We start from the raw sequence: 24,372 nt of genomic DNA on the forward strand, positions 1-24,372 counted from the left end.
TGAGCTGAAAACTCAACAAGACAGCCAAGCAGGCATCAAGTGTAAACATATTTCCCTAGGGCGCAGAATCATTCACGTCGTCGGTCAAGCTGAGAATTCTAATCTTTCGGCACCCAGCTTCTGTTTTCTAGGCCCAATGCTGCCTTGACGTGATCACACGCAATAGGGTCGCCATATCCGCCCCACAGCGCGGTCTGAGTGGTGCCTCACAGAGCCAACTTCGACATAAAAATCGCGACCGATAGGAACATCCGGCCGCGCCAGGTTATAAAAGTCGGTTCGGCTGACAACAATGTTGCAAACTTACCCGCTCAAGTGCGAGCGAGCTAGTGCGTCCTTGGTCTAAGGCGAGAATCTCAGCCCTGATGCGCTGAAAAGCAACTTAAAACTTTTAGTAAGGGAGCCCCTAAGCCCGCCTGCGACAATCCGTCGGTCCCGAGAAAAGGGGTGACCACCACCTGTGGCAAATTTGCCGCGTGCGGAGTTTCTTCCGTCTCAACTATCAAGAAACGCCGTTGTGAAAAATTAATGACAGGGATAGGCTCCACAACCGGATGTGGAGTGATCTCGGGGGCGGGCTTACGGATGGATCAGGCAAAGCGCGAAAAAGGCAGCCAAGTGCATCGCGATCAAATGCTCGAGGCCGCATTCCTCCACACGCGTATAGACTGCTATTTCGTGGGAACCTATGCGCAGAGGGTGAGTTTCGCTTCGCAACAATATCGCGCTCTCGACCTCATCTTAGCCCTTGAAGACAAAATCAAACCCGAAATGCGCGTTGCTGTGGTCGGAGCTGGGTTAGCCGGCCTTATGGCATGCGCTGTCTTGCGACACTACGGTGCTCACGTCCACCTGTTCGAGGCCAATGCAGAAATCCTGCATCGACAAAAGGCCGCCGACCATAGGCTTATTCATCCGTCCATTACTCTATGGCCACATGAAAAACCCCAACTGAGCACGAACCTGCCGGTATTCGACTGGTGCGCCGCCAGTTGCGACCGGATCATTGCCAATCTGAAGCGCGAATGGGCGGAAACCCTTGAACCGTTCGACTGTCAGGCAGACAATCCTCCCGAGCATCCCTTGAAACAAACCGTCGGCGCGAAGATCAACGGATACACGCGCAACGCCGGTTCAAAAGAGGGTCGGCTCTCCGCAGATGAGGTCTATCCCTGGATGGCGGACCTTAATTTCGATCTTGTTCTCGTCACGACCGGGTACGGTGCCGAAAATTCGGACGCCAAAAAAGACGGCATATCCTACTGGACGCCTGATGAACTGATCGAAAAGCGCGATAAAGCCCTGCCAGAGAAAGCCGATAAGACCGAGTTCTATGTAACTGGATGCGGTGATGGAGGGCTTATCGATGCGCTTCGTATCGTCCACGGCGATTTTCAAAATGGATGGATTACCATTGCCATCGCCAATCTCTTGTATGACACGCCGATAGCCGAAGCGATCAAGGCAGCGGAAAGGACCGCTCTGATGTGGGCGCGGTCGATCCTTTCGGAAAACCCCCAAGACATGCGTTCAGCCTATGAAAACGCCTCGGTCTGCAGTCACCTAAACGACGTATATACGGCACAGGCAAAAGCGCTATTGAACCCGAAACCGGATGACCCGCCTGCTTATCGGGAAGCGAACGACCTTCTGATGAAATCTGTAAAAAAAATCTCATTGTCGGGTCGGGTTTTCCTGGCCGCTCGCGTCGCCCACCCCTTCGTACCTAACGCGGCCCCCATCCACAAATTGCTCATTGCCCACGCCCTTCAAGACAACCGGATAACCTACAGAACGGGAACCTATTTCACGAACAAGACCCATTCCAAAAGCTGGATTGAATTCACCGATCATCAGAAAGTACACAGCGGACCGAAGACAATCATTATTCCGCGTCATGGTCCGGAAGCGCATCACCGTACGATCATCGACAGTACCGAGCAGCAAAGCTTGCGCTTGCGCCAAATCATGCTCGCCGACCGGATCAACATCCACGAAACCCGTACACTGCGAAAGGCGTCGACGACGGCAAAGGCGCTGGACGTTCGCCTACCATATGTACAGAGTATGATTGCTGAAATCGACGATCGATATGCCGTTGATTATGATGGCTCAGCGTACGCATATCATAAGATCGTCGAGCAGGCTGAGCCATCGTCTCATTGCGCGGCAACTCTCGGCATCGACATGCCAGTTGATTTGTTCGGCATTTCATCCTGCGCCAGATTCAGCGAAACTGAGACGTTCTCACTATGTCGATAACGTCAACACGTCCGGACACCGCCCCGCTATCACGCTTTCCTGTGCCGCATGTGATTTGTGCGGACAAGTCGAACGCTTTCGTCGGATTAAGCGTTGCCCCATCCTCGGACTTTCTCACTGGCACCGCTGAATTCAGCAGCCCAATAGACTCAAAAGCCCTTCTGGTCGCCACACCCTGCGAAGGTGACTTCGGCAGCAATAGACTGAAGTGCGCCTCGGTGCTCCGAGTGATGAACCAGGGTGCGCAACTGCTCACCCCAAACGGACATCGAATTACCGGCAAAGTGACGGCGCTGCGCGGCGCGATACGTCTGGTAAGCGACGAGCAGCAATATGTCGTACGCAACCTGTTAGAAATCACTTTCGACCAAGATGCCAAGAAGCCTCTCAGCAAACTATGCGAATCCCTGCTTGGCGGATTAGTGCTGACAATTGATCGCAACAAACCTGATTCGATTTTCGATGTTGCGGGCCTAATACTGGCAATATCCAGGAACAAAGCCGTCGCCATTCCACTGGCAGACTTTACCAATGCCGAAGGCCTTTCAATTATCTGCCCCCCGGAATGGGAAGCCCAACTGTTCCCCGAGACTGCGGTTTCGGTCGCGCCGACCGCAAATTCGCAGTCCTTGCGAACGATGGATTTTGTCCTTGACGTCCTAAGGTCAAATGAAACCATCGAAAGTGAATCCAAGGACCGGATATTCAAGCTGACTGAAGTTAAATTCTCCGATGAACTCGAGGAGGTCTGACATGGATTCTACCGCCCTCGCCGACCTTTTGCGTTACCAACTGAAACTCGTCGACCTCAGTATAGACATCGACCGGAACATGGCGGATTCCGAAGCACAACTGGCAATACGCCCCACCGAAACGGTTTACGTTTTTGACTCGAACGTCTTTGAACTCTTTATCGACCCCCTCGACGAGCGTGGTGAACAACTCAGCCTCCATTCCGAGGCCTGGTTGAAGATGTGCGGAATCACTGATCCCGAAGAATTGGGACGCCTGAAGGCTATTGTCCCCCAAACCGCTCTTCTGACAACGGAGTACCTTTTCTCGACCCGCTTTCCCCGCTCAGGTGACAGCTACATCTACATGACCGAGTGGCACTTCTACGAGTATGCCCGCAGACTAACCGAATTGACGCGGACGCTCTGGAAGAGCTCTGTTTCGGATCAACGCGATCCTAAGACCCGCTTCAAGCAAATCCGGGAAGCCAAAGCCTTCCTCGATAATCCGAGCGAGGACCTGACTTCCAAGCTGGCCGAGCTTGATGCTTTGCTGAGCCAAGACGTGGACAATCTGCTCAATCTCGGACTCTTGAAGCCAGCTGAACTAAATCCTTTCGTGGCAAACCGCCTCCTTCTGAATGTTTTATGTCACGATAATGAGTTGGAAAAGATCGATCAGATCAACCGGCTTCTTGAGACCGCCATAAGCCAACGGATTCGACTCCTCCCGCGAAAATATCACATCAGACAAGACCGGAGCAGATTTGACGCGCATGCCAGTGTCTGGGAAGTGCGGCTCAGACGCGAGCGGATGAAAGATAAAAAGAAGGCCCGGCGCCCCGAGGCCCTTGCCGACGATGCCAAGAGCCTGGCGCATGTCGAATGGGCGGCCGAGGCGGCTGAAGACCTTGACGAAAGGCTGGTTTTTATTACCGCAGACGACCTAATCTTCGATGCCTATCGCCGCTGGTATACCGACCTGAAGCTTGATGATGCGATCCGTCCCCCCTTTGTCGTCCGACGTCTGGCACAATACGCCCCGCTCTACAACATGGCGGACTCGTCAAACGCGCTGGGCGACAATGTCAAAGGCCTGTTCTATAAAGTCCGTATGCTCTTGAAGACGGCACTGGTCCCCTTAATGCTGACCATTGATCGCGGCTTAGGGCTGGCCAAAAATCTCGCACCCTCGCAACGCAAGACGGCAGCCTCTCTGTATCTCAAGGAGCCTCAGAATCTGATAGAAGTGGAGACCTTCAAGGCGCTTACTGAGGTCATGCGAAAGGAAGATTCGTCGCAAAAAAGGGCGGCACTCGACAGGATCATGGCCGAACTACGGCTTGTTGAGCGAACGACTCTGGGTTTGGCCGATGAATATGTTCGAGCGAGACTTGATGAATGGGAGCGTGCCCTCCCCGAAATCAACCAACCCCATCCGGAAGTCTATGAGCAAGCCTTCCGCACATACATCCAGGCGAAAATCCAGACCGCCATAGAGAGTAGCCGGCATTTCTCCCTTCCCCTCGCTCTGCGGTTCATCAAAGACTGGCGCCTGGAAAAGCATGATGTGCGACCGCGCGCACCAATCGTGTTCATGGGAAAACTCGCAGGGTCAACCGAAACCAATCTGGCAGCCATATTAAATCAGTCACTTTCGCAAGCACGCGCGGCCTTACCCATTACGGATGACCAATGGGAAGTTATTGGCGCAGACCCTGCCGCAACCTTCTCAATGGCGGGTTGGTTGTGTTTGGTTTCCGAAAAATGGGCAGAAGCCGAACAATACGCAGACCTATGCCTGATGTGGGCCAAGGCCAATGCCATGCCCCCAACCAGTGTTCACACCGTTGAACAGGCGGAATACTACTTCCTGTGCGCTGTCACAAAACGCTTTAAGATCGGCTCAACCGGCCCAACCGCGCGACTCGACACCCAAACGGCAATTGCACGCCAGTTCAAAGAAGCTGCGGGCCTTTTGACGGTTTGCATCGAGTTTCACAGTGAGCGCGCAGCACTGGATATTGAAGAGGCCCTACGCACGGTCAGAGCCGAGTCCGAGTTGGCGGCTCTCAATCTATTCTATGCGGCTACGCTTATTCCTAAGGTCGGAGCGGCCCTCGGACTGCGTCCGCCTGACGTTGACATGCGGGGAGACCAGTTAAAAATTGTCTCCGAAGCACTCGACCAAGCTGACAAACTCCTCGACAGCTGCCTGTCGAAACTGGCCGGTTTCCCCTTTCTCGGAGAAGGTCAGGAATCCACCCTCAAAGTCTTAAAGCGGGTTAAGGCGCAAGTCGCCGTCAACTATGCTGCCACCTTTTGTCTCCGTCTGCTATGCCGTCAGGACATACCCTTGGTCCCTGCACTCCGATCTTCCCACGTCGATAAATTTGTCACCGAAATTCTGGTCGCATTTACTAAACCCGATGGTCCGACATCCGCCCCGCTTCTGCGCGAGGAGCTTCTCCTCTACGCCTCGTTTAGTGGCCTGGAGCTTCCGCATGGCATTAATCTGAAGACGGAAATACCGGACGATATCCAGTTCACCCTTCGTCTCGATCGCGCCCTATATCTCAGCCTCACCGAAGTTCGGGAAGACCTACCAATCTCGTTGGGGTGAGGTGCATCGGTGAGCCCCCGCCCCTGTCACCATGGGAGAGAGCAAATGGCAGACGACGATCACATGCGTTACACACAGATATCGGTCGATATAGCGTCCACCGCGCACGGCCAAAGTGTGATACGGGGCGCTGAAGCCCTAAATGCAAAAGCCTCAGCCTTGTTGACCCATGTTTCAATTATGGTCGCCATTTCGACGGGATTCCTGGTCACCTTTGGCCGCACCCCATCAGGTGCCTATGATGTAATCGTCCTTGCGGAAATCATCGGGTATCTGCTGATCGGTGTTCTCTGTCTGTCAGCAATCTGGGCCTCCGACGGTTCCACCTTCAAGGCCTCACGCGGTGATCCGCTGACCCGACTAGTAGAGGTGACGACGGCCCGACGCAAGCGGTATCAGTTTGCGCTCAAAGCAACCATTGCTTTGACCTTGGCTTTGATCGTCAACATTATCTTCTACGCTGGTGGCGGCCATTTTCTGCTGCTAAACACCACAGTTATGGCCTTTTTTTCAAATTTGATGCCCATTACCTCGCCTCTTTCTTAGACACTTGTCCCGCGAGATTGTAGATCGGTGTGCAAAAAGGGCTCTGACTCAATTTTGGTGCAGTTAGGGCGTCGGCTGGCTTTGGTTTCACCTGAGTGTTGAGCGGCGTCCACCCCGGGACGTCCTCATCCTATTTTAACCGCCTGATTTGCAACAGTAAACTCTGGAATGCGCGGGTTCCGATCGGCGCCGATCGGGACCCACGCATTCCAAATATCTCATCGAAATCAGATAATTATTGAAATTGCCGTGGTCCCACTTTTGGCGCCGATCTACACTCTTGGGCCGGCTCTGATAGAGTTTCCGCGCCTCATTGAGCAAAAAAGAAACCCTATGTCAGTTTTTCAATCAGCCGCTGACAGAAGACACTTTCAGGATCTCGCTGTAAACCGATTTCGGCTACTTCTAAGGCGCGATTCTGATTACCTTGATGTAAGTGTAGCTTCCCCCTCGAACGTGCCGCCAAATATTGCCTTTATCACGATTATATCATTTAGCGAACAAACAGCTAAAAAGCATCCTCAATTCCATCAACACCCCTGTGCCCCCAAAGGACTTACACATCTGTCCGGCGCATGTAGTAAATTGTTTTGCCTAAAGGTTGGTACCGCTACCAAGGCGGCGACAGGCCGTTACGAAGCCAGCCGGCGCCACATGAATTTATTACGCTGATAGGAGGATGCGAAATGCTGTTGGCGTTAACTCCATGAAGCGGCACAATCTAATAGATAGGCCGTTCGGCCTGTTTGCCTTGTCGGCGTACGCCTTGGCAAAGCCATCCCGGCAGGCGGTCTGGCGGTTCGGCGCTGATCCGGTTCCGTCTCTGTGACGCGCCTCACTGTTCAGAATAAAGATCGGGTTCAGGGGCTTCGCCCTTGCGCCGTGGCCGGCGGCGGTTGATAGCGCCGGCGTCGAGCGTGTTCTTGATATGAGCGGCGTAGTATTTCTCGATCATCTCGACACTGGTGCGGCAGTTCTTGGCGATCTGGTAGATGTCGGCGCCTTCCATGAGGCGGAGACAGATATAGGTGTGGCGCAGGCTGTAGGCGGTGCGCAACTGGCCGTCACGGTCTTCCTTGAGACCATGGCGCTCTAAGAGGCTGTTGAAGAGCTTGATATGGTTGCCGGGGAAGACGGGGTCTTTCGGTTGAGGGAGAACGGGGGGCGGGATATCTACGCCCTCCCCCACTGCCCGCTTCTGCCGCTTGCTGACCTTTGGGAGGGTAACAGGCTTCGGACGGGCGAGAAGCCGCTCATAGACGTTCACCGCGCCCGGCATAGACTTACAGTAGCCCACACCGATCTTCCTGCGTACCTCGATTTCCAGAATGCGCTCGCCGGTATCGGGATCGGTGACGATGGCCACGTCCCGATGCTGGAGGTTTTTAGCCTCATCAGGCCGTAGCCCGGTGTTTCCCATGAACAGCACGAAGTCATGCACCTGCTCGGCATTCCAGCGATGGCGACCGGGGGCCGTCTTCGCATACTCACGGGTGGCGGTATAGAGGGCCTTGTATTCCGCGGGGCTGAACCATGGCCGGTGCATGATCTTGCCCCGCGTCCCGTAGGGCGGTGACAGGTCTGGCAGATGAGTCAGCCACGCATGGCGCTGGGCCGTCTTCAGGACCTGCCGAAGGGTTACGATCTCATCATGGATGGTACTGCGAGACGGGGGCCTGGCCTTAGGGGCCTCCGCCTCCGGATTGGAAGCCAGAGCGTCGGGTTTCGGTGACCGGGGCTTGCGCCCGGTCTGCCCGGCCCTGTGCACGCGATACTCCTGCACCTTACCGGCTGTGACCTCTGAGATACCCAGTTTACCGAAGAAGGGGCGCAGATGTAGCCTCAGACGGTGCTTGTGGCCCTCAACCCAGCGAGGGCTCCTCTGCCCTTCCGTTATGACCTCGTATTCCAGCTCGAACTGATCCGCCACCTTATCGAAGCTGATCTCTTTCTTCCTGATCAGACCGGCGCGGGACATGCCGCGCAGGTTAATGTACCAGTCCTCGGCAATCTCCTTAGCGAGGACAATGTCCTCCTCTTTGGTGCTGGACCGATGCTGCACGCCGTTGATGCTGGCAGAGCAATGCCAGGTGCGACCGGTACGCCGATACAGATGAACCTTACCGCCCAAAATCTCGTGGCTGGCCATGCGCTTTACCCCTCCACTCGCGTCACAGGAGAGACGGTGACACCTTCGCGTCAGTTCGTCAAACTTTGTGCTAGACGCGCGCTAGGCGGATTTGAGGCCTAAACGCAGAAAGGCCTCCCGAAGGAGGCCTTTAATACATTGTATTTACTGGAAGTTTGGGTGCGGGAGCCAGATTTGAACTGACGACCTTCAGGTTATGAGCCGGACAAAGGTCTCAAGGCGAAGTCGGCGCTGGCAGCTATTGTACGCGAGTGCGCAAAGAACTATTTTCAAACGTGGAAGCCATCCCTAATGATCGTTTCGCACACTATCTAATGTACATTCCGCATTAAGCGGAATATACAAACCGCACGTTTCAATGAATCCTCGCGAGATAATGGACAACGATCTTTTCCCCCGGCACATGACGTCGATACTAACAGAGGCTTTGCAATCGGCCCGCGTCGTCAACGTCATTGGCCCCCGTCAGGCCGGCAAGACCACACTCGTGCGCGAACTCTATGGGCGTGGCCGCTTCGTGACGCTAGATCACGAAGCGACCCTTACCGCATTCGAGATTGATCCGGACGGCCAACTCGAAGCCCTGATTGCCGAAGGCGCCACTCCCCTGATCATCGATGAGGCGCAACGGTCAAAACGCCTCGCCCTGGCAATCAAAGCCCATGTCGATCTGCATCGCCGCATGGGCCAAATACTGCTCACGGGGTCATCGAATATATTTTCGAGTGCCGAGGTCATGGATTCGCTCGCCGGACGCGTCCAAACGCTCGTGCTACACCCGTTGTCGGCTGCGGAAATCTACCGTGAAGCCCCGACCGCTCTCTTGGACTGGGCGCAGCATTCCGCCGACCTCGCTAGCTTGCCAGACCTGCCTAAACTCACGCGCACTGAGGCTATCGATCTCCTGACAAAGGGCGGATACCCTGAAATCCGTCCGCTCGGCGAGCGTGCCCGGCAGCGCCGGTACCGCGCCTATATCGACAGTATCGTCGATCGCGACGTCGCTGATATTCTGAAAGTCCGCAAAACAGACGCCTTGCGACGCACGATCGATCAATTAGCCGTGCGGACAGCAAATGAGCTGAACATGCAAGAGCTTTGCTCGAATGTCGGTATCCAGCGCCAAACGGCGGATCAATATTGTGATATCCTTGAACGGCTATCTCTGGTTAAGCGCCTAGCCGCCTGGGCATCTGGGGAGGTCCGCCGCGATATCCGTCACCCGAAAATTCATATGCTAGATACCGGGATTACCTCAGCGCTACGCAACCTGGGCACCGAAAGCTTTGCAGCTGACGCCCACCCGGCAGCGTTGGGCGGTCTCCTGGAAACTTGGGTCTTCAGTGAGTTACTCAAGAACCTTCCTTACGCCGATTCCGAATGGCGGCCATGGCATTGGCGTGGGGACGCTGGCCGCGAAGTGGATATACTGCTTGAAACAGGACGAGAACTCGTCGCCTTTGAGATCAAGGCATCTACCACTATCACGCCTGCGGACCTTAAAAACCTGAAATGGTTCACATCCGAAGGGCCCGGCAAAAGCTGGAAAGCGACTGGTATTATCATCTACCTGGGATCTCAACCGCTCAGTCTCGGCGACCGATTGTTTGCCCTGCCGTTATCGGTGTTCTGGGCAAAGAACTGGCGCAACAGCCGCGGGATTTAGGGTCCGGACTCGCTACGGCCACCAGACAACAGCGGCGGCGATTGCGACGGCGCTCATGAAGTTTTTGATGTTTCGGTCAAAGCGTGTGGCGAGGCGACGCCAGTCCTCTAGTCGGCAGAACATGCGCTCAATGACGTTGCGCTGTTTGTAGATAGCCTTTTCGTATTCGTATTGGATTTTGCGGTACTTGCGCGGCGGAATGACGGCCTCGGTACCACGCGCGTCGAGCCATTAGCGCGGGGCTTGGCTGTCATAGCCTTTGTCGGCGACAAGTTCGGCGGAGGCCAGCAGGGCCTCGATGCGCAGCTTGGCCACCTTGCAATCGTGGACGTTGCCGGGCGTCAGGAGCAGGACGTGAGGACGCCCCTTCGCGTCGCAGAGGGCTTGGATTTTGGTGTTGCGTCCGCCCTTCGTGCGGCCGATACCCTGAGCCAAGGACCCCTTTTCCCCTACCGCGCAGCGGTGAACCTTGATGCAACGGCTGTCTATGAACAGCTGATCCAGCGGATCCTCGGCACCCGCAAGCGCGCAGAAAATGCCCTCCCATATGCCATGCTCGGACCAGCAACCGATGCGTTCCCGTAAGTCTGTCTGCGTTCTGAGACTTACAGCCAATTCTCTTTCTCCTGTGATAGCTGAACCAAGGCAGGAATGGTCCTGCTGTTTCATCATAGGAGATCAATATGCGTACCCAAATCCGTGAACTGCCCGCATGCACCGAAGACCGTATCGATCTCGGCGCCGCTTCCATCGAAACCCGGGGCATCGGCCAGCCCGTCGAGCAAGACGACGAGACGAGCTTCTACCAGCCGCTGGGCGTCTCCGCCGACTAAGGCAGGGGTGGGGGCGCCTTGTCGCCCCCACCGTTCGCACCCATGACCTACGCCATACCCGCTCATGTTTCGGTGGCTGTCTGCGAGGGACGACCGATTTTTCTGGACCTGAAAGCCAACCGATATTTCGCGCTTTCTGTAGAACTCGGAAAGGCGTTCCTTGATGGCCTTGACGACCAGAGTTGGTTGACCGATCCGTCCGTGACGGAAGCCCTCGTTAGGCAAGGCGTCTTATGTCGCACGTGCGAAAACCAACCCCGGCGCGTCCCACAGATACCCCGCCCGACTCAGAGCCTTCTGGATGCCCCCCTACTCCCATCAGGGCGAGTTGACCATCTTCTGGCCCTGACCGCGTACGTAAAGGCGCGGACGGAACTCAGGGTTAGCCCCTTTGAAGCGACTATCCGTCGCTTACAGCGACGCAAACAGAAGCAGACAACCGTCTCCAACACGCCAGTAGGTGAGGTCGTTGCCGCCCACAGTCGTTTGGGACGCATCGTCACCGTGGCGAACCGATGCCTGCCCCGATCTGTCGCCCTCATGGATATCCTCGCCTCACGAGACATGCACCCCACCTTTGTGATAGGTGTCCGCCTGCCATTTGCCGCCCACTGTTGGGTTCAGACGGATGATTACCTGATCTCGGATCAGGCCCTGACCGTCTCCGACTACACGCCGATACTGGTCGTCTGAAATGGCTCTTCGATACGTCGCGATCCTGTTACGCAATAACGCGCCTTTGACCTCAGACCTCGAGGTGCGAGCCTATGAAGCGGTGCTGAGATACTCAATACGGCTCGATAGGGTTGTGGTGTTCGCAAACGCGCCCCTGTCTCACAGCGGAGACTTCGTGTTTATCGGCGACGTTTTTCGAAAATCTGACTTCACATACGTTTCGGGGCCAGACATCACCCTGCTGCGGACGGGCTTCGACTGGACGACACCTCTCACCGAGCACTACTGGGGTACGTACGTAGCCGTCACCGGACGGCCAGGCCCGGCTGCTTTTCGGGACCCCTCTGGCCAAATGCCCTGCTTGATTGCAGAGAAGCCGGAAGCCCTTTACGTGGCTTCGGATCTGGCGGCCCTGCGGGCGTTAACCTTGTTGCCATTTCACGTCAGTTGGTCCTCCCTCCACGCCCATCTTTTCGCGAGCGAACTGTGCAGACCCGACACCTGCCTTGAGGGTATTTCTGAGCTTCGCCCCGCCGAACTCGTTCAACTTGGCCCAACGGGCGACATCCAGAGGTTCACGGCCTGGCAACCTCCGGTCGCCGAAATCTCTGATGGTTTGATGGCCTACGCAGACCGGGCGCGAGCACTCAGGGAGATCGTTCTGAAGACCACTCAGGCTATCGGCTCCCGGCACACCTCGATTATTCTGGGCGTATCGGGCGGGCTTGACTCATCTGTCGCCGCTTCCGCATTGGGCAATCATCCAGGACTTAAGCTGATGACCAAGGTTGCGCCAATGGCCGCCGGGGATGAGCGGCCCTTTGCGCGTCTCTTAGCGGACCACCTTGGGTACCCGCTTGAAGTAATCCATTACGATCTCGATGATATCGGCTTTTTAGCATCCCATCTGCAACACCTCGCGCGTCCCCGCCCGAACCTGAGCGGTCAGGCTGCGGAAACAGCACTGCGGCGGCATTTTGGGATTACGGGTGAGGATGCGACTTTTAGCGGGTTCGGTGGGGACAATGTCTTTGGCTATCTCACATCCGGGGCTGTGCTCGCGGACTTACTTCTGACAAGGGGCCTGACGGGTCAGCCGTGGCGTACACTGGACGATCTGGCCCGCTTGACCGGCGATAATTATCTCGCGGTCGCACGCGCCGCCCTCAAAATTTTATGGCGTCGTAAACCCCGAACGTGGCCAACAGATCCTCGCGGTCTGACCCTCTCAGAAGCCCTGGCGCGCGAGCCGTTTGACCATCCGTGGCTGTCGGGCTCGATAACCCTGCCCGGCAAGTATCGGCATCTGGAACTGGTCGCGCGTACCCAAAACCGGCTGGAGGGCTTCGACCGAAAAACCGCTGGTCCCACGATCGCCCCGCTTTTGCTTCAGCCCATCGTGGAGCATTGCCTGGCCGTGCCCGTGTGGGAATGGTGCCGAGGGGGTGAGAACCGGTCCCTGGTCAGAGCCGCCTTCGCCGAAGATCTCCCGCTCGATATTCTTACCAGACGCACAAAGGGCTCACCGGGCGGCTTTTCCTACAAGCTATTCAAGACCAGACAAAAGGACATCCGCGAGATTCTACTGGATGGTAGCTTGCGCAAACACGGCATCATCGACGTCTCCGCAATCGAGGCGGAACTGTCCGACGACGCGGTAACCAAAGGCGCTTTTTATCACCGGCTTCTTGAGTTCACAGCGGCTGAACTCTGGGCAAACAGCGTCGGTCCATCAAAAAAGTAGCCCTGCCTTGGCGATGGGCAGGGCCACAGTTCGGCGCCGGGCCTTCGCCCTACCGGAGATGCGCCGTTATCAGTAAAAAAATCAGGGCTTATCGCCGGATGTGGCGGACGTCTTCGGCTCGCGGACGGCTGTCAGAAGCCACTGGGTGTACCAGTCAACTGTGGTCCGCATTACGGCCAGACGCTCTACCGGCTTGCGAGGATTGTGCATCGCGTCGGGATAGTAACGTAACTCGACGGGCACCTTCTCCCGTCTCTTCACCACAAAATCTTCCCAGGCCCCGACGAGGCTTGGCGCCCCAAAGACCTGCAGCAGGGCCGGCGTTGGGGCACCCGCGCTTTTGATCGGCGGACTGTTCAAGACCCAGTTTGCGGGTGAATCCGTAGTCGTGCCGCCATTCAATTCAGCGACTGTGGCCTGATAGGAGGCAGACAGGTTCTCGGCCGCGAGCCAACTCATATAGCCGCCGGACATTGAGTCAACGAGCACGGCCGCACCATATTTATGCCGACCGCTTTGCAGAGCCGCACGCACCGCAAACCCTGTTCGGCTCCAGCCTTGCAGCCCGATCCGGGTCGCGTCCGCAACGCCCCGTTCAGTCAACTGATCAATGACCGCGTCGAAGTAGTCAGAGTACGCACGCCCCTCCTCCGACCGAGGCGGCATGGGCAAATCGGGCAGTTGAACGACCAGAAATCCTCTCTCCGCCAGGCTAAATGCGGCATAGCCCGCCGACGACAACCCCTCTGGCTGGAAGGTCGAACGATCCCAGCCATGGGTCTGTATGACAACGGGATAGCGCCGTCCCGCAGCGTAGCCCCGCGGCCAGTAAACGCCTGCCTGGATGATGCGACCACTCCCCGGAAGCTTAAACGTTTCCTCGGTAATATGTATGCCGGTTTTGAAGCCGGGGTTCAGGTCCCAAAGCTCTTTTGTTCCGCCTAGGGGTAGACGCATTCGAAGGGTCGGCGGGCGGTCGAACGCCTCGTCGATGAAAACGGAGTCCTGCGAGATCGGCCCGCGTGAAACTGCCACCCAACGCCCCGCGCGCTTTTCCCAGAGTCCGTCCGTACCCCCACCTACATCCCGGCAAAGGATGCGCTTAGATGTTTGGAATTCGAGGGGCAAACACCGAGTGTCAATACGCTCGACGTCTGTTTTGCCCTCGAGCCTAACGCTCACGGTTTCTGGCGCACCTTCGGGGTTCAGTGTTGCCAGGGCGAACTGGCGTCCGTCTGGCGCCCACGCGACGGCTCCTCCGCCCGGCCCTACGGCGCGATCCACCAGCCGACGAAGTGAGAGCGCACCTTCTTCGGCTCCCCAGAGCGTCAGGACATTACCAGAGAGTGGCGGCGCGTTATTCTGTGCCTTCACCCAAGGAAGCTGGTTTCGCGGTTCGCGCCGCAGCAGTGTCACGTCACCGCGCTTGGACACCGAGAGCGTCTCGGGAAGCCAATCGGGCGACCCACCCAGCTCAAACCTCCGAATCTTGCCGCCTTTTGAGACAAAGAGATCACCGATTCCGGGGGCATCGGACGCCCCCGAGCCCGAACGGTTTCTCAAAAGGCTCGTTAGATTTTGATCGCTGACGACGATGCCTTTTTCGACCTCGCGTGCGTCCGACCACAACGGCCTTTCCGTGCCGGCTTCGATAAAGGCAAGCGCACCGCCCGCGACCGCCAGCCCCCGAACCCCGTACGGGGCGTGGCTGAGTTGAACCTCCTGTCCGCTGTTCAGATCAAAGCCAAACACCTGGCTCTGGCCGCTTTCACCAACACGGAGATAGACCAGATGTGCCTCGTCCATCCAAACCACCCGGGAAATCCCCGGATCGTTGCCGGACACCTCAACTGAGACCAAGCGGCGCGGGTCGCAGGCCGCCTCACAGGCAGCTACATCAAACAGATCCAGGTCGTAGCGACGGATATTCCGCTCAACGTCACCGTAGTTCGTGATGATCGCGACCCTTGATTTCTTGGGTGAATGAAAGACCTGTTGCGGTTGGAATGCTGAGGGTTCACGCGCCAGTCGGAGCGCAATGATCTCGCGCATGTCGCTCTCGGCCGTAGCGCTCTGGCTGCCGAATAGCCAGATCGCCAGGACCGCGGACGACCAAAACAATCGGACAGTCACTGCCTCACCAACGCTGACTGAGCGTCACGCCGACATAGCGTCCGATGGCCGAATAGTTGGTGCTATCGAACGGCGTGTCACCGCCATAGGAGGTATAGATGAGCGGCGGCTTGGAATTGGTAAGGTTCAGGACCGCAAGTGAGATCTCCATACCTTTCTGGTTCCGGAGGCCAGTGAGACGGTAACTCGCCGTAACGTCGGCAATCGTTCGGCTATCAATTTTTACAACCGGCGTCCGCCGGGCATCGTCCAGCGCGCCCGTATGACTGAGGTACCCCGCAAACGTGAACCGCTCGGATCGATAAACGCTCCCGGCTCGCAGACGCAGATGTGACGGGTTGAAAAGCGTTCCGGCAAGGTCAGCATACGGCTGACCGGGGCTCACCTGCTGGCGACTGTTGAGGTAACTGCCTCCCAGTGAGAGATCTAGTGACCGATCCGCGCCAAGTTCAAACCCATATTCCATCGACAGATCAATACCGTCGACCTTTTGAGATGACGCGTTGCGGTTTCGGTTATCAACGATAGCCTTAACGCGGCTTAGGTCAGTGCTCGGATTACCTGATAGGGTCAGTCCGAGGGAGGCCTGAGCGATCGCCGTATCGATATCAGACCGCGCGGGATTAAAGGTCACCATGTCTGCATATCGAGGATTCGTCAGCACCCCTGTGTATGAGGTGAGCAAGGCCACAATCTTGTCGGTGTAATCGATCTCGAAATAGCTGAGGCTGGCGGAAAAGCCACTCGCCCATTCCGGCCTGTATTGGAGTGTGGCGGTCAGCGTCTCGGCACGCTCAGGCTTAAGCGAAGGATTGCCGCCGCTGAGCGTGATGTAGGTTGCCCCCGTGGGAAACGCCGTACCGTACCCGGTTATAGGGCGCAGCGTCGTGGTCTGAGCACTGTACTGCTGCACAAAGCTCGGCGCTTTAAAAGACTCGCCCCAGGACGCTTTGACTGCAAGCCCTGAAACTGGCTCCCAGACGAGACCAACCTTTGGGGTGCTAACTTCTTCAAGGTCGCGATAATTTTCGTAGCGCCCGGCCAGTGTCAAGGAGAGCTTGCGAATCCCGGGAATGCTGTTTTCAGGTGCAATCCACGGCAGAAAAAGTTCGGCAAAAGCATAGGTGGCATGCCGACGGACATCGAATTGTCCAATGCTATTGCCGCCAAAGACCCGCCAATAGTCCATGCGGTTTGCCCTCAGCCCGGCACCCACCGCCAGTCGGGCCGTGCCCCCGGGCAATGTGAATAGCCCCCCTTCCCCGTTGAACTCGGCAGAGGCTGCCGTGTTGCAATAGCAGAGGGCCCCGAAATACCTGACCCCGCCATAATACTGATTTCCGGTGAGTTGGGCGTCGTCCTTTCCGACCTGCAGAAGGAGCGACGAACGCCAGCCATTGGCGTATTTCGTATCAAATTGCGTGGCTATAGAAAACGCCTCTGTTGATGGCGTATTGCGCACCCCCTCGAACTCTACGGGTTGGGTCTTAATCGCTGCCGATACCGCCTCCGAGGTGCGCTTACTGTAGAGCGCATCCACCTTCATGGAGAAGGTGTCGGAAAAATCATGGAACCCTGACACGACCAGGTTTTGTCTCTCGATGGCAGGGAACAAGGTGTTTTCGCCATTCATATTTGCCGTGTAATCACGGTCAGCGGCCCGTATCCGCGTTACATCGGAGAGATCGAGCGCAACCATTAGGCCGCCAGCATCGCTTCTGTATCCCGAGACAAGGCTCATCTGCCGCTGGACATTTCCGCCATCAGTAGACCGCCCCAGTCGCCCACTGAGTGCCACGCCCTCGAAGCTGCGCTTAAGGGTGACATTGATCACCCCTCCAACGGCATCGGAGCCATAGAGCGCTGAGCTGCCATCTGCCAGTACCTCAATCTTTGAGATCGCAGACAAGGGAATGGTCGAGATATCCACGCCCGCGACAGACCCATCATCTGGAAGCCTGTGCCCATTCAGAAGGGTGAGAGTGGCGTCTGCCCCCAGGCCGCGGAGGTTGGGCTTGGAACCCGATGTGGTGTTTGAGTTACCAAGAGCCCCTTGCGTAAAGCCCACACCAGGGTTTTGTCCGCCATTGTAGTTTTGGCTTAGCGACCTGATTGCCTCCCCCAAGTCTGACTGCCCGGCGAGGCGGATTTCTTCGTCAGTCAGGACGATCACAGGGGCCGCCGGCGCGGCGCCTCGAATACGCGAGCCCGTGACAACCACCTCAGTGGGGGGCTCTGAGGCTTCATTTGATCGTTCGGCAGACGCCTTGTCCCGAACCTTCAGGGTGATAACGGCATCCGACGCGCTCGCGACAACAAGCGAGGTGCCCTGAAGCAATCGCGCCAAAGCCTCGTCTCTCGACAGTTCCCCCCTAAGCGTTGGAGCCGGGAACCGGGCCGCTTCTTCATACGGGAAGAGGATTTGAACCTTGGCCTGACGAGAGAACTCCATCAGGGCTTGGGCCGTGTTTTTGGTTTTGATGTTGAAGGCGATGGGTGCCGTGTCTGCGTAAACAACCGATGCTGTCGCCAGACCGATTGCCAGAGAAATGGCCAGAGTCGATCCGCCACGCCGAAGCGCGTTGAACTTGCGTCCTATCATTGAAAAACCCCTTGCTCGCCCCGTTATCGGGCGTCAGGAGTAAGACAATCTGACGACATTTTGCGTCTAACTGGTGCGAGGAAAAATTTCAGTTTCGTGACGGACAGACAGACAATCCGGCTTCACTACTACAGGAGACGCCTCGCACGAACCTGATGACTGACTGAGAAGAAAGTCCAGTTTGCGCCCAATCCGGACATTCGCTACACTGCAAACATTCATGCCTATGAGCGGACTAAACGGGTTCTACCAAATAGCGCTCGGCGTGCATTTAGTCAGCCACCAAGCTTATTCCGGTTCTGATCAGAATACCATTCAGCTGGGAAACGCGAGAAATATCGCTCCTCTTCTTTTCGGTCAGCTTCGGTGATAGCATTTCGCATTTTTCCTGCCCTGTAGGTACCGGGCGACGGCCAAGTTGGCCGCGTACCTTTTGACTCTGGGTAAATTCGCCAACCTACGATTTGAGGAAGCATTTTAATTCGTATAATTTCCGATGGTTTGATCGAGCGCGGTATAAGGATCTCCCAACCCATTGAAACTTTGACGTGCGCCATCGTCACAGCTTCAACCGCACTCATTTCTTCAGGCTGTTTATCGAACCGGCCAACATGAACAGACTGAGTGTCTGGAACGCGAAAATACACCCCACAAATTCTCTCTCTGCTTCGCCGGCGAAGTTCGTGCAACCATTGATGGGTTGCGTAAAAATCAGGAAGTACCGGAAAACAGAAGACACCTTTAGCTGGGCCTGTCTCCCTCATGAAGCGAGACGGCGTTAGACCATTGCGCCTGATAGACGCCACAGACGACTCAGTTGTCAGGTGCACAAATGTCGCCATGTGAGTTCTCTTACACCGCCAATGCTATCGACGTTAAAACTGCCTCGCACCGTCGAGAAGATAACTCACTAAGGGCAAGGGCAAAATTGTCGTATTGATAAAATATTCTGCACACTGAGCTCGGAATAGGGAACCCTGAAAGAATCTGCTCGTTATGTAAATTGAACCTTCTGATGTGCGCCCGAAGGCGACATTCACACACCTAAAGGTCGGCAGGCACAAAACCGGACATCGGTTCGGCGAAGTCATCAATTTAGTGCATTAGAGATTGGGCGATGCCTCTCAGATCAGATCGCCTGCGATAGCGCGGGCGTCATCGTTATCATACCGCCTTGCTTATTCGGGTTTTGCAGAATCGAAACACTAGCTATAGTTCCCCGATAGAGCAAGGCGAGCTACCAGCTTATGGCGATTGAAAAACGGACTGTATTAACGATTTTTGTCGGTTCGCCGGGCGATGTAATGGAAGAACGCCAGATCGTCTTTGATATCGTTGAAGAATTGAACGACGTCCTTGCGCCGAGGCTTGGCTTTCTACTGGAAGTTAGAGGCTGGGAGAGCGTCGTCAGAAAATCTGGTCGGCCTCAAAGCCAGATAAATCCCTTTGTCGACAAATGCGATTATTTTATCGGCATCATGTGGAAGAAATGGGGTATGGCCCCTGACACGATGGGCGAGTTTTCGTCTGGATTTGAGGAGGAATTTTACAGGGCCTGTAAAATCAAATCAGGAGGGGAAGGCCCGGAAATCAGTATGTTTTTCCGTAAAATTCCGGATGAGGTTCTCGAGTACGGTAATGAGAACCTCCTCAAGGTAGTCAAATTTAGACAATCATTGATCGATGGCTATGAGCATTTCTTCCAGGACTACGCCGATGTGGGGGATTTCGCCCGCTACATTCGGCGAACTCTGACTGAATTTTTGCTTGCGGTCAAAAGCAAAGAAGTAGAAGCCGATCAGTCCGGTCAATCGCTTCTTCTACCGAACAAACACAGTTCCGACATTGTTCCTCACAAAGCTTCCGCAATCGCAGACGAAGGTTCCCCGAAAGTATTTGACAACTCTCAATTAGATTTTGCCCGAAATGTGCTCAATGAACACAAGCAGTGGAATGAACTAACGTCCATTGAAGTTGCCCGGCTTCGCCTCATATCGGGTCGTGTCTCCCAGCAAGGAAACGACGAATATGTGTTAGGTAATCACGACAGCAATATTTTGTTTGCAAATAAAGCCTTGCTGGATTTGTCAAAAGCGGAAATTGGTTATCTAGGCTCAAGACTCATTGATCAGAGCCAGAAGATGACGGTAGCGGCGATAAGTATGGCAGAGAAGAAGGTGTGGGCACAGCGGTCGTATCGAGTGTGTACGCGCCGCCAGTCTTTGAGTTTGGCGAACATGTTTTCGACCTTATGGCGTTGCTTATAGAGTATTTTGTCATGCTCGATCTGGACTTTTCGATTACGCTTTGAAGGGATGCAGGGGTTTATTCCTTTATCTTTCAGAGCATCACGGAACCAGTTGGCGTCATATCCCCGATCACCCAGCAAAGTTTTTGCTTTGGGCAGTGTATCCAGCAGCAAGGCTGCGCCCTTGAAGTCGCTGACGTGTCCAGCGGTCAGCAACAGGCAGATAGGCCTGCCGTGCGGGTCGCTAACCGCATGAAGTTTGGAGTTCAGGCCACCTTTGGTGCGTCCGAGAAGGCGGGGAAATCCCCTTTTTTTAGCAGGCTGGCTGCGGTGCGGTGGGCTTTGAGATGCGTGGCGTCGATAATCAGTTGCTCCGGATCACCGGCCTGCGAGGCCAGAGCGCTGAAAATCCGATTGAAAACGCCCATCCGGCTCCAGCGCATGAAGCGGTTATAAAGCGTCTTGTGCGGACCATAGCCCTTGGGGGCATCCTTCCACTGAAGACCATGTTTTATAACGTAAATAATCCCGCTGACCACGCGCAGATCATCCACGCGAGGAACGCCATGCGACAACGGAAAATACCGGCGTATCCGGTTGAATTGCACATCAGACAGCAAAAACACATCAGCCATGATCCACCTCCTTCCAAAAGTGAATCACATCAACCCCCCCTTGGGAATCCCTCGCGTTAATTAATAGGGCCTGAGCCTAGTTCGTGGTGGACTTGAACGGTTCAAGACGGGACACGTGCCCCTTTGGCACTGGCTTTTCAGCTACCAAGCCAATTTCAAAGAGACCTTAATAATCAACACGTTCACCGAGTCTGAAACGCAAAAGCGAAGCAGCGTGAGCATACTAAGCTTAATGGCGGCGGATGTCGTCGGCATCAGCGATTTTTTTGATAGAGATCGCGTGATTGAAGTATGGCTCGATCAGAAACAACCCGATGACTTTCGAATAGAGGTAATAAAACATCTTGTAGAATGTGGGCAGGCCTCTGACGTCAAATTCTTTGAAGCAATCCATCCCGACTGGCCAGAAGCGCTGAAGGCGGCGGCGAAGGAAGCCGCTTTCACACTCAAAATGAAAAATGCCCCGTCGAGCACTTTGGAAGATCCGGAGAATATTCCAAACCACCTCTCAGACAGCGCCGGCATCGCTCTGTTTGCGAAATTGGAATCGTTCTCCACGGCCGCCTTGAACAACTGTTTGGCGCTTACCAATGCCGAGGTTCGGTATCGTTGCCTCCACGAACTCATCCTGCGCCGAGCGATTACAATCGATACAGCCAAAACGTTCATGAAGGACAGCAACGTTAAAACCCGATTCGAAGCGCTAATTGAGGCTGAGCGACTTGGACTGATTGTTTCGGAAGACGAAGCAAAGAAAGTCATCATAAAGTCCGAGCCAAAGCGCAGTGGTCTATTGTCTTCCTCCTCAAATCCGACGCCTGAAGAAGAGCGTTGGTGGAACGCCTACCGGCACCAGAAGTTATGCATGCACGCCGAGGCGGACCTGATTAACTCCCTCAAACCTGACTCCCTTCACAGTTGGGAAACGGAGCTTGCACTGTACGATGCTTATTTTCGGACTCACAGTGCCGAATTGAGAGCAAACTTGGCTGATGGATTCAAGGGCGCGCTAGAGAATAAATTCGAAGCCCACACAAAGACTTTTTCAAATCTAGGGCTGGATCATTTCTCGACATCCAAGAATTTGCTGTCGTTCATCGGCACCGGATTGGTTTCAGATGGACTGACCATTCTTTGCCGGCACGGCAGTAATGCCGACCTCCCGCTCGTGCGGAAATGCGTGGATAGTTTCGAGCCCTATTCCTCTATAGAACTGCTCCGCTTCCTTGCAAAGTTCGGCGAATGGGAGGATATTGAGCGTGTTGTCAAGATAGTGGGCAAAACGGATCCCCGATACTATGGGCTGTTCTCAAATAATGACGACAACTATGATCTTGCCGCAAAAATAGTATGCAAACTCGCCACGAGGCGAACCATTGATTTGTTCAATTCGAGCATATCGCCATACATCATGACGAAAATACTGAAATTTATTTCAAATAGAGATTTCCTGTCATTAACAGACGAGCACCTCTTAAAGATGTTTTCGAATGAATCAGATAACCTTCGCAGGATGGTCGCATTGAAATGCGTGCAGCATTTGCCGAAAACGCGGTTAAGCGCTCTCCTAGAGCGCTACCAAGTTAATGGCGAATACAGGTATTACAACGTGATACACTGGCTAGACCTAGGGGTAAGTATGCCGAGCGATGTGGCGAGAACGGTCGCTAAGCGGGCGTCATCTTAGTCGCCCTATTGCAACGCGTTAATGCCGCAGGACCAGATCGGTATGGTTTTCATGGTCAGCTCCGGAGCCACGGGCAATGTCCGCTTTTTTCATTCGCACTAGGGACGCCGATGTCTCCTAAGGGCCAACTCCGGAAATCTGGCGATGTGTGGTTCATTGATTGCTCTATAACCGCAACGAGATCGAGCCGTCGTTCCCGCGCTCGGCTCTTATGCCAAATGAAGACCGCAGGGAGTTTACGAAGATCGCGGGGTCTTTCGTCGTGAAGCGGCCACCAATGCGTATGGCGCCGATGTGTGGGTCAGCGATGGTGATCTTTTGAGTGAGATAGCGATTGTACTCTGACACAGCCGCCGCCAGCGTGACGCCATCTAACACGATCTCGTCGTTCTTCCAGGCGGTCAGAGCCTCAAAGGTCTCTGGATTGGCGGATGTGAGGCGGTAGGTTTGATGATCGCTCACGCTGGAAATCTCACCGGCTCTTACAATGTTCGGGGCAGGAGTGCTTTTTGAGGAGACCCTCCCCTCCCCGCGCTCAACGGCCATTTCTACGCCAGTTTCTTTGAGACGCAGATTGTATTGGCCGGGCGCCAGCGTGATTTCCTCCTTGCCTGCACGCACAACGAAGTCGCGTTGATCCACCTGTACCGTGATCGATATCTCGCCGCGATCGAGCCAGATTTGGCGCACCTGTTTTCCAAACTGCCAGCGCACCTTGCTGTCGGTGTTGATATCAATCCGCCCGCCGTCAGGCAGTGATAATGAACTGCGCTCGCCCACGGCGGTCATCGCCTCGGCGCGGTCCGTAGTCAGCCCCAGCGCCAGATACCCGCCGGCGACGATAGTGACGGCAGCGGCCGCGCCCGAAAGCCACCAACGCCGGGTGATACCTTTGGGTTTAGGGGATGGGGCTTTGGACAGAGTTTTCGGGAGGTTTTGCGATATCCATTGTGAGGTCGCGGACACCTTGACGAACGCCAGCGCGTTGGCCGGATCGCTCCGCCACCGCTCGAAGGCTTCTTCACTGCCACGGCCTGACTCCAGCCGCTCAAGCCAGTGAGCGGCCTCCTCAAGGCGCGTCAGTTCAACGTCATCAACCGAAGTCACCGCTTGCGTCCTGACAACCTATCCGCGTTCATGGCTGGAGACTGTAATCCCGCGCACCTCAGGAGTCTAATCCCGATCCGCGCGGGGGACCCGCAGGTCAACCGATGGCGGCGCCTCGGAAATCAGGTCAGGCCCAAGCTTCTGGGTCAGGAGGCCCATGCCGCGGGCCAGATGCGAGCGCACGCTTGAAGCCGATATACCCATCACCTTGCCAGCCTCCTCAGCCGATAACTCGTGCAACCGGCACAGGATGAAGGCGTGGCGGCACTGCGGGGAGAACGTATCAATCGCCGCCATGACCTGTGCCACGCGCTCTTTGTTCTCTATCACCCTATGCGCATCAGGGGACGCGTCCGCAAAGTACATCGTCTCAAAGCTGGGCAAGGGCTGAAACGGAACCACCTTGCGACGTTTGAGGATGTTGAGGGAACGGGTGTAGACCATGCGCATCAGATAAACCCGCGGGTTTACGATGGACTGCCATTTCCTGTCGGCGATAACTTCGGTGAGAACATCCTGAACGAGGTCCTGGGCCGCGTCATTTGTCCCCAGAAGACGGCGCGCGAGTTTCACGAGCGCGGCCTCATTGGGAAGCACAGCGTCGGCGAACCAGCGGTCAATGTCACGAAACCATTTCATCTGACCTCTCCCGAGACAGGATCAGTTTCAAAAAAGGCGCCGACCGGCACATTGAGCAGTCGACCGAGTTTGAAGAGTTCGGCCGGGTGGGC

At 55.5% G+C, this 24,372-nt stretch carries 16 protein-coding genes and 1 pseudogene; 9 read left to right on the forward strand and 8 right to left on the reverse strand.

Annotated features, from left to right (window positions below):
* The first annotated feature begins 447 nt into the window (after positions 1-447).
* The 4 genes from EM6_RS16485 to EM6_RS16500 are packed head-to-tail and all read left to right on the forward strand — an operon-like array spanning position 448 to position 6,162.
* The gene (locus tag EM6_RS16485) at positions 448-2,262 is read left to right on the forward strand and encodes an NAD(P)-binding protein (protein WP_126424244.1); all 1,815 of its coding nucleotides are present in this window, start codon (positions 448-450) and stop codon (positions 2,260-2,262) included.
* Entirely contained in the window at positions 2,253-3,014 is a 762-nt protein-coding gene (locus EM6_RS16490; protein WP_126424245.1) for a hypothetical protein, read from the forward strand. Before EM6_RS16485 ends, EM6_RS16490 begins: the two co-directional genes overlap by 10 nt.
* Position 3,015: 1 nt before the next feature.
* Entirely contained in the window at positions 3,016-5,616 is a 2,601-nt protein-coding gene (locus EM6_RS16495; RefSeq protein ID WP_126424246.1) for a hypothetical protein, read from the forward strand.
* A gap of 45 nt (positions 5,617-5,661) precedes the next feature.
* Positions 5,662-6,162 (forward strand): hypothetical protein, encoded by a 501-nt coding sequence (locus EM6_RS16500; protein ID WP_126424247.1) that lies wholly within the window; start codon positions 5,662-5,664, stop codon positions 6,160-6,162.
* 835 nt (positions 6,163-6,997) lie between these two features.
* On the opposite strand, the gene EM6_RS16505 is transcribed toward EM6_RS16500, so the two are convergent.
* Complete coding sequence (locus tag EM6_RS16505) at positions 6,998-8,311, reverse strand: tyrosine-type recombinase/integrase (protein ID WP_126424248.1); 1,314 nt, start codon at positions 8,309-8,311, stop codon at positions 6,998-7,000.
* Between the two features lie 376 nt (positions 8,312-8,687).
* Between EM6_RS16505 and EM6_RS16510 the strand changes: the two genes are divergently transcribed.
* On the forward strand, positions 8,688-9,977 hold the full coding sequence (locus tag EM6_RS16510) for an ATP-binding protein (RefSeq protein ID WP_420000746.1): 1,290 nt from the start codon (positions 8,688-8,690) through the stop codon (positions 9,975-9,977).
* Positions 9,978-9,989: 12 nt separating this feature from the next.
* On the opposite strand, the pseudogene EM6_RS17695 reads toward EM6_RS16510, so the two are convergent.
* Positions 9,990-10,649 (reverse strand): annotated as a pseudogene (locus tag EM6_RS17695) (IS5 family transposase).
* A gap of 11 nt (positions 10,650-10,660) precedes the next feature.
* Between EM6_RS17695 and EM6_RS17450 the strand changes: the two are divergent.
* The 3 genes from EM6_RS17450 (at position 10,661) to EM6_RS16530 (ending at position 13,229) form a co-directional block, all read left to right on the forward strand.
* Entirely contained in the window at positions 10,661-10,810 is a 150-nt protein-coding gene (locus tag EM6_RS17450; RefSeq protein WP_172961295.1) for a hypothetical protein, read from the forward strand.
* 42 nt (positions 10,811-10,852) lie between these two features.
* A complete protein-coding gene (locus EM6_RS16525) occupies positions 10,853-11,503 on the forward strand; it encodes a lasso peptide biosynthesis B2 protein (RefSeq protein ID WP_126424250.1) in 651 nt (216 codons plus the stop codon).
* 157 nt (positions 11,504-11,660) lie between these two features.
* Positions 11,661-13,229 (forward strand): asparagine synthetase B family protein, encoded by a 1,569-nt coding sequence (locus EM6_RS16530; protein ID WP_172961296.1) that lies wholly within the window; start codon positions 11,661-11,663, stop codon positions 13,227-13,229.
* 81 nt (positions 13,230-13,310) lie between these two features.
* On the opposite strand, the gene EM6_RS16535 is transcribed toward EM6_RS16530, so the two are convergent.
* The 4 genes from EM6_RS16535 to EM6_RS16555 form a co-directional block, all read right to left on the reverse strand.
* Entirely contained in the window at positions 13,311-15,281 is a 1,971-nt protein-coding gene (locus EM6_RS16535) for an alpha/beta hydrolase family protein (protein WP_126424252.1), read from the reverse strand.
* 85 nt (positions 15,282-15,366) lie between these two features.
* On the reverse strand, positions 15,367-17,964 hold the full coding sequence (locus EM6_RS16540) for a TonB-dependent receptor plug domain-containing protein (RefSeq protein ID WP_126424253.1): 2,598 nt from the start codon (positions 17,962-17,964) through the stop codon (positions 15,367-15,369).
* A 275-nt stretch (positions 17,965-18,239) separates the two neighbouring features.
* Positions 18,240-18,806 (reverse strand): hypothetical protein, encoded by a 567-nt coding sequence (locus EM6_RS16545; protein WP_126424254.1) that lies wholly within the window; start codon positions 18,804-18,806, stop codon positions 18,240-18,242.
* A gap of 1,286 nt (positions 18,807-20,092) precedes the next feature.
* Positions 20,093-20,847, reverse strand: a protein-coding gene (locus tag EM6_RS16555) for an IS5 family transposase (protein ID WP_420000730.1) whose coding sequence is annotated in 2 segments (ribosomal slippage) — positions 20,093-20,514 and positions 20,514-20,847 — 756 coding nt in all. Because the reading frame shifts where the segments join, the coding sequence is not laid out codon by codon here.
* Between the two features lie 115 nt (positions 20,848-20,962).
* On the opposite strand from EM6_RS16555, the gene EM6_RS16560 reads away from it, so the two are divergent.
* Positions 20,963-22,534 (forward strand): hypothetical protein, encoded by a 1,572-nt coding sequence (locus EM6_RS16560; RefSeq protein WP_126424256.1) that lies wholly within the window; start codon positions 20,963-20,965, stop codon positions 22,532-22,534.
* 165 nt (positions 22,535-22,699) lie between these two features.
* Here EM6_RS16560 and EM6_RS16565 read toward each other — a convergent pair whose 3' ends face one another.
* Entirely contained in the window at positions 22,700-23,641 is a 942-nt protein-coding gene (locus EM6_RS16565) for a FecR family protein (protein ID WP_126424257.1), read from the reverse strand.
* A 66-nt stretch (positions 23,642-23,707) separates the two neighbouring features.
* The gene (locus tag EM6_RS16570; protein WP_126424258.1) at positions 23,708-24,280 is read right to left on the reverse strand and encodes an RNA polymerase sigma factor; all 573 of its coding nucleotides are present in this window, start codon (positions 24,278-24,280) and stop codon (positions 23,708-23,710) included.
* Between the last annotated feature and the right edge of the window lie 92 nt (positions 24,281-24,372).

This window comes from Asticcacaulis excentricus, assembly GCF_003966695.1.
GTDB classification, from domain to species: Bacteria; Pseudomonadota; Alphaproteobacteria; order Caulobacterales; family Caulobacteraceae; genus Asticcacaulis; species Asticcacaulis excentricus_A.

What these genes read in the sequence shown, in the direction of transcription:
- EM6_RS16490 (WP_126424245.1), top strand. Translation starts at nt 2,253, where the DNA reads ATGTCGATAACGTCAACACGTCCGGACACCGCCCCGCTATCACGCTTT.
- EM6_RS16495 (WP_126424246.1), top strand. Translation starts at nt 3,016, where the DNA reads ATGGATTCTACCGCCCTCGCCGACCTTTTGCGTTACCAACTGAAACTC.
- EM6_RS16500 (WP_126424247.1), top strand. Translation starts at nt 5,662, where the DNA reads ATGGCAGACGACGATCACATGCGTTACACACAGATATCGGTCGATATA.
- EM6_RS16505 (WP_126424248.1), bottom strand. Translation starts at nt 8,311, where the DNA reads ATGGCCAGCCACGAGATTTTGGGCGGTAAGGTTCATCTGTATCGGCGT.
- EM6_RS16510 (WP_420000746.1), top strand. Translation starts at nt 8,688, where the DNA reads ATGGACAACGATCTTTTCCCCCGGCACATGACGTCGATACTAACAGAG.
- EM6_RS17450 (WP_172961295.1), top strand. Translation starts at nt 10,661, where the DNA reads ATGCGTACCCAAATCCGTGAACTGCCCGCATGCACCGAAGACCGTATC.
- EM6_RS16525 (WP_126424250.1), top strand. Translation starts at nt 10,853, where the DNA reads ATGACCTACGCCATACCCGCTCATGTTTCGGTGGCTGTCTGCGAGGGA.
- EM6_RS16535 (WP_126424252.1), bottom strand. Translation starts at nt 15,281, where the DNA reads ATGCGCGAGATCATTGCGCTCCGACTGGCGCGTGAACCCTCAGCATTC.
- EM6_RS16540 (WP_126424253.1), bottom strand. Translation starts at nt 17,964, where the DNA reads ATGATAGGACGCAAGTTCAACGCGCTTCGGCGTGGCGGATCGACTCTG.
- EM6_RS16545 (WP_126424254.1), bottom strand. Translation starts at nt 18,806, where the DNA reads ATGGCGACATTTGTGCACCTGACAACTGAGTCGTCTGTGGCGTCTATC.
- EM6_RS16570 (WP_126424258.1), bottom strand. Translation starts at nt 24,280, where the DNA reads ATGAAATGGTTTCGTGACATTGACCGCTGGTTCGCCGACGCTGTGCTT.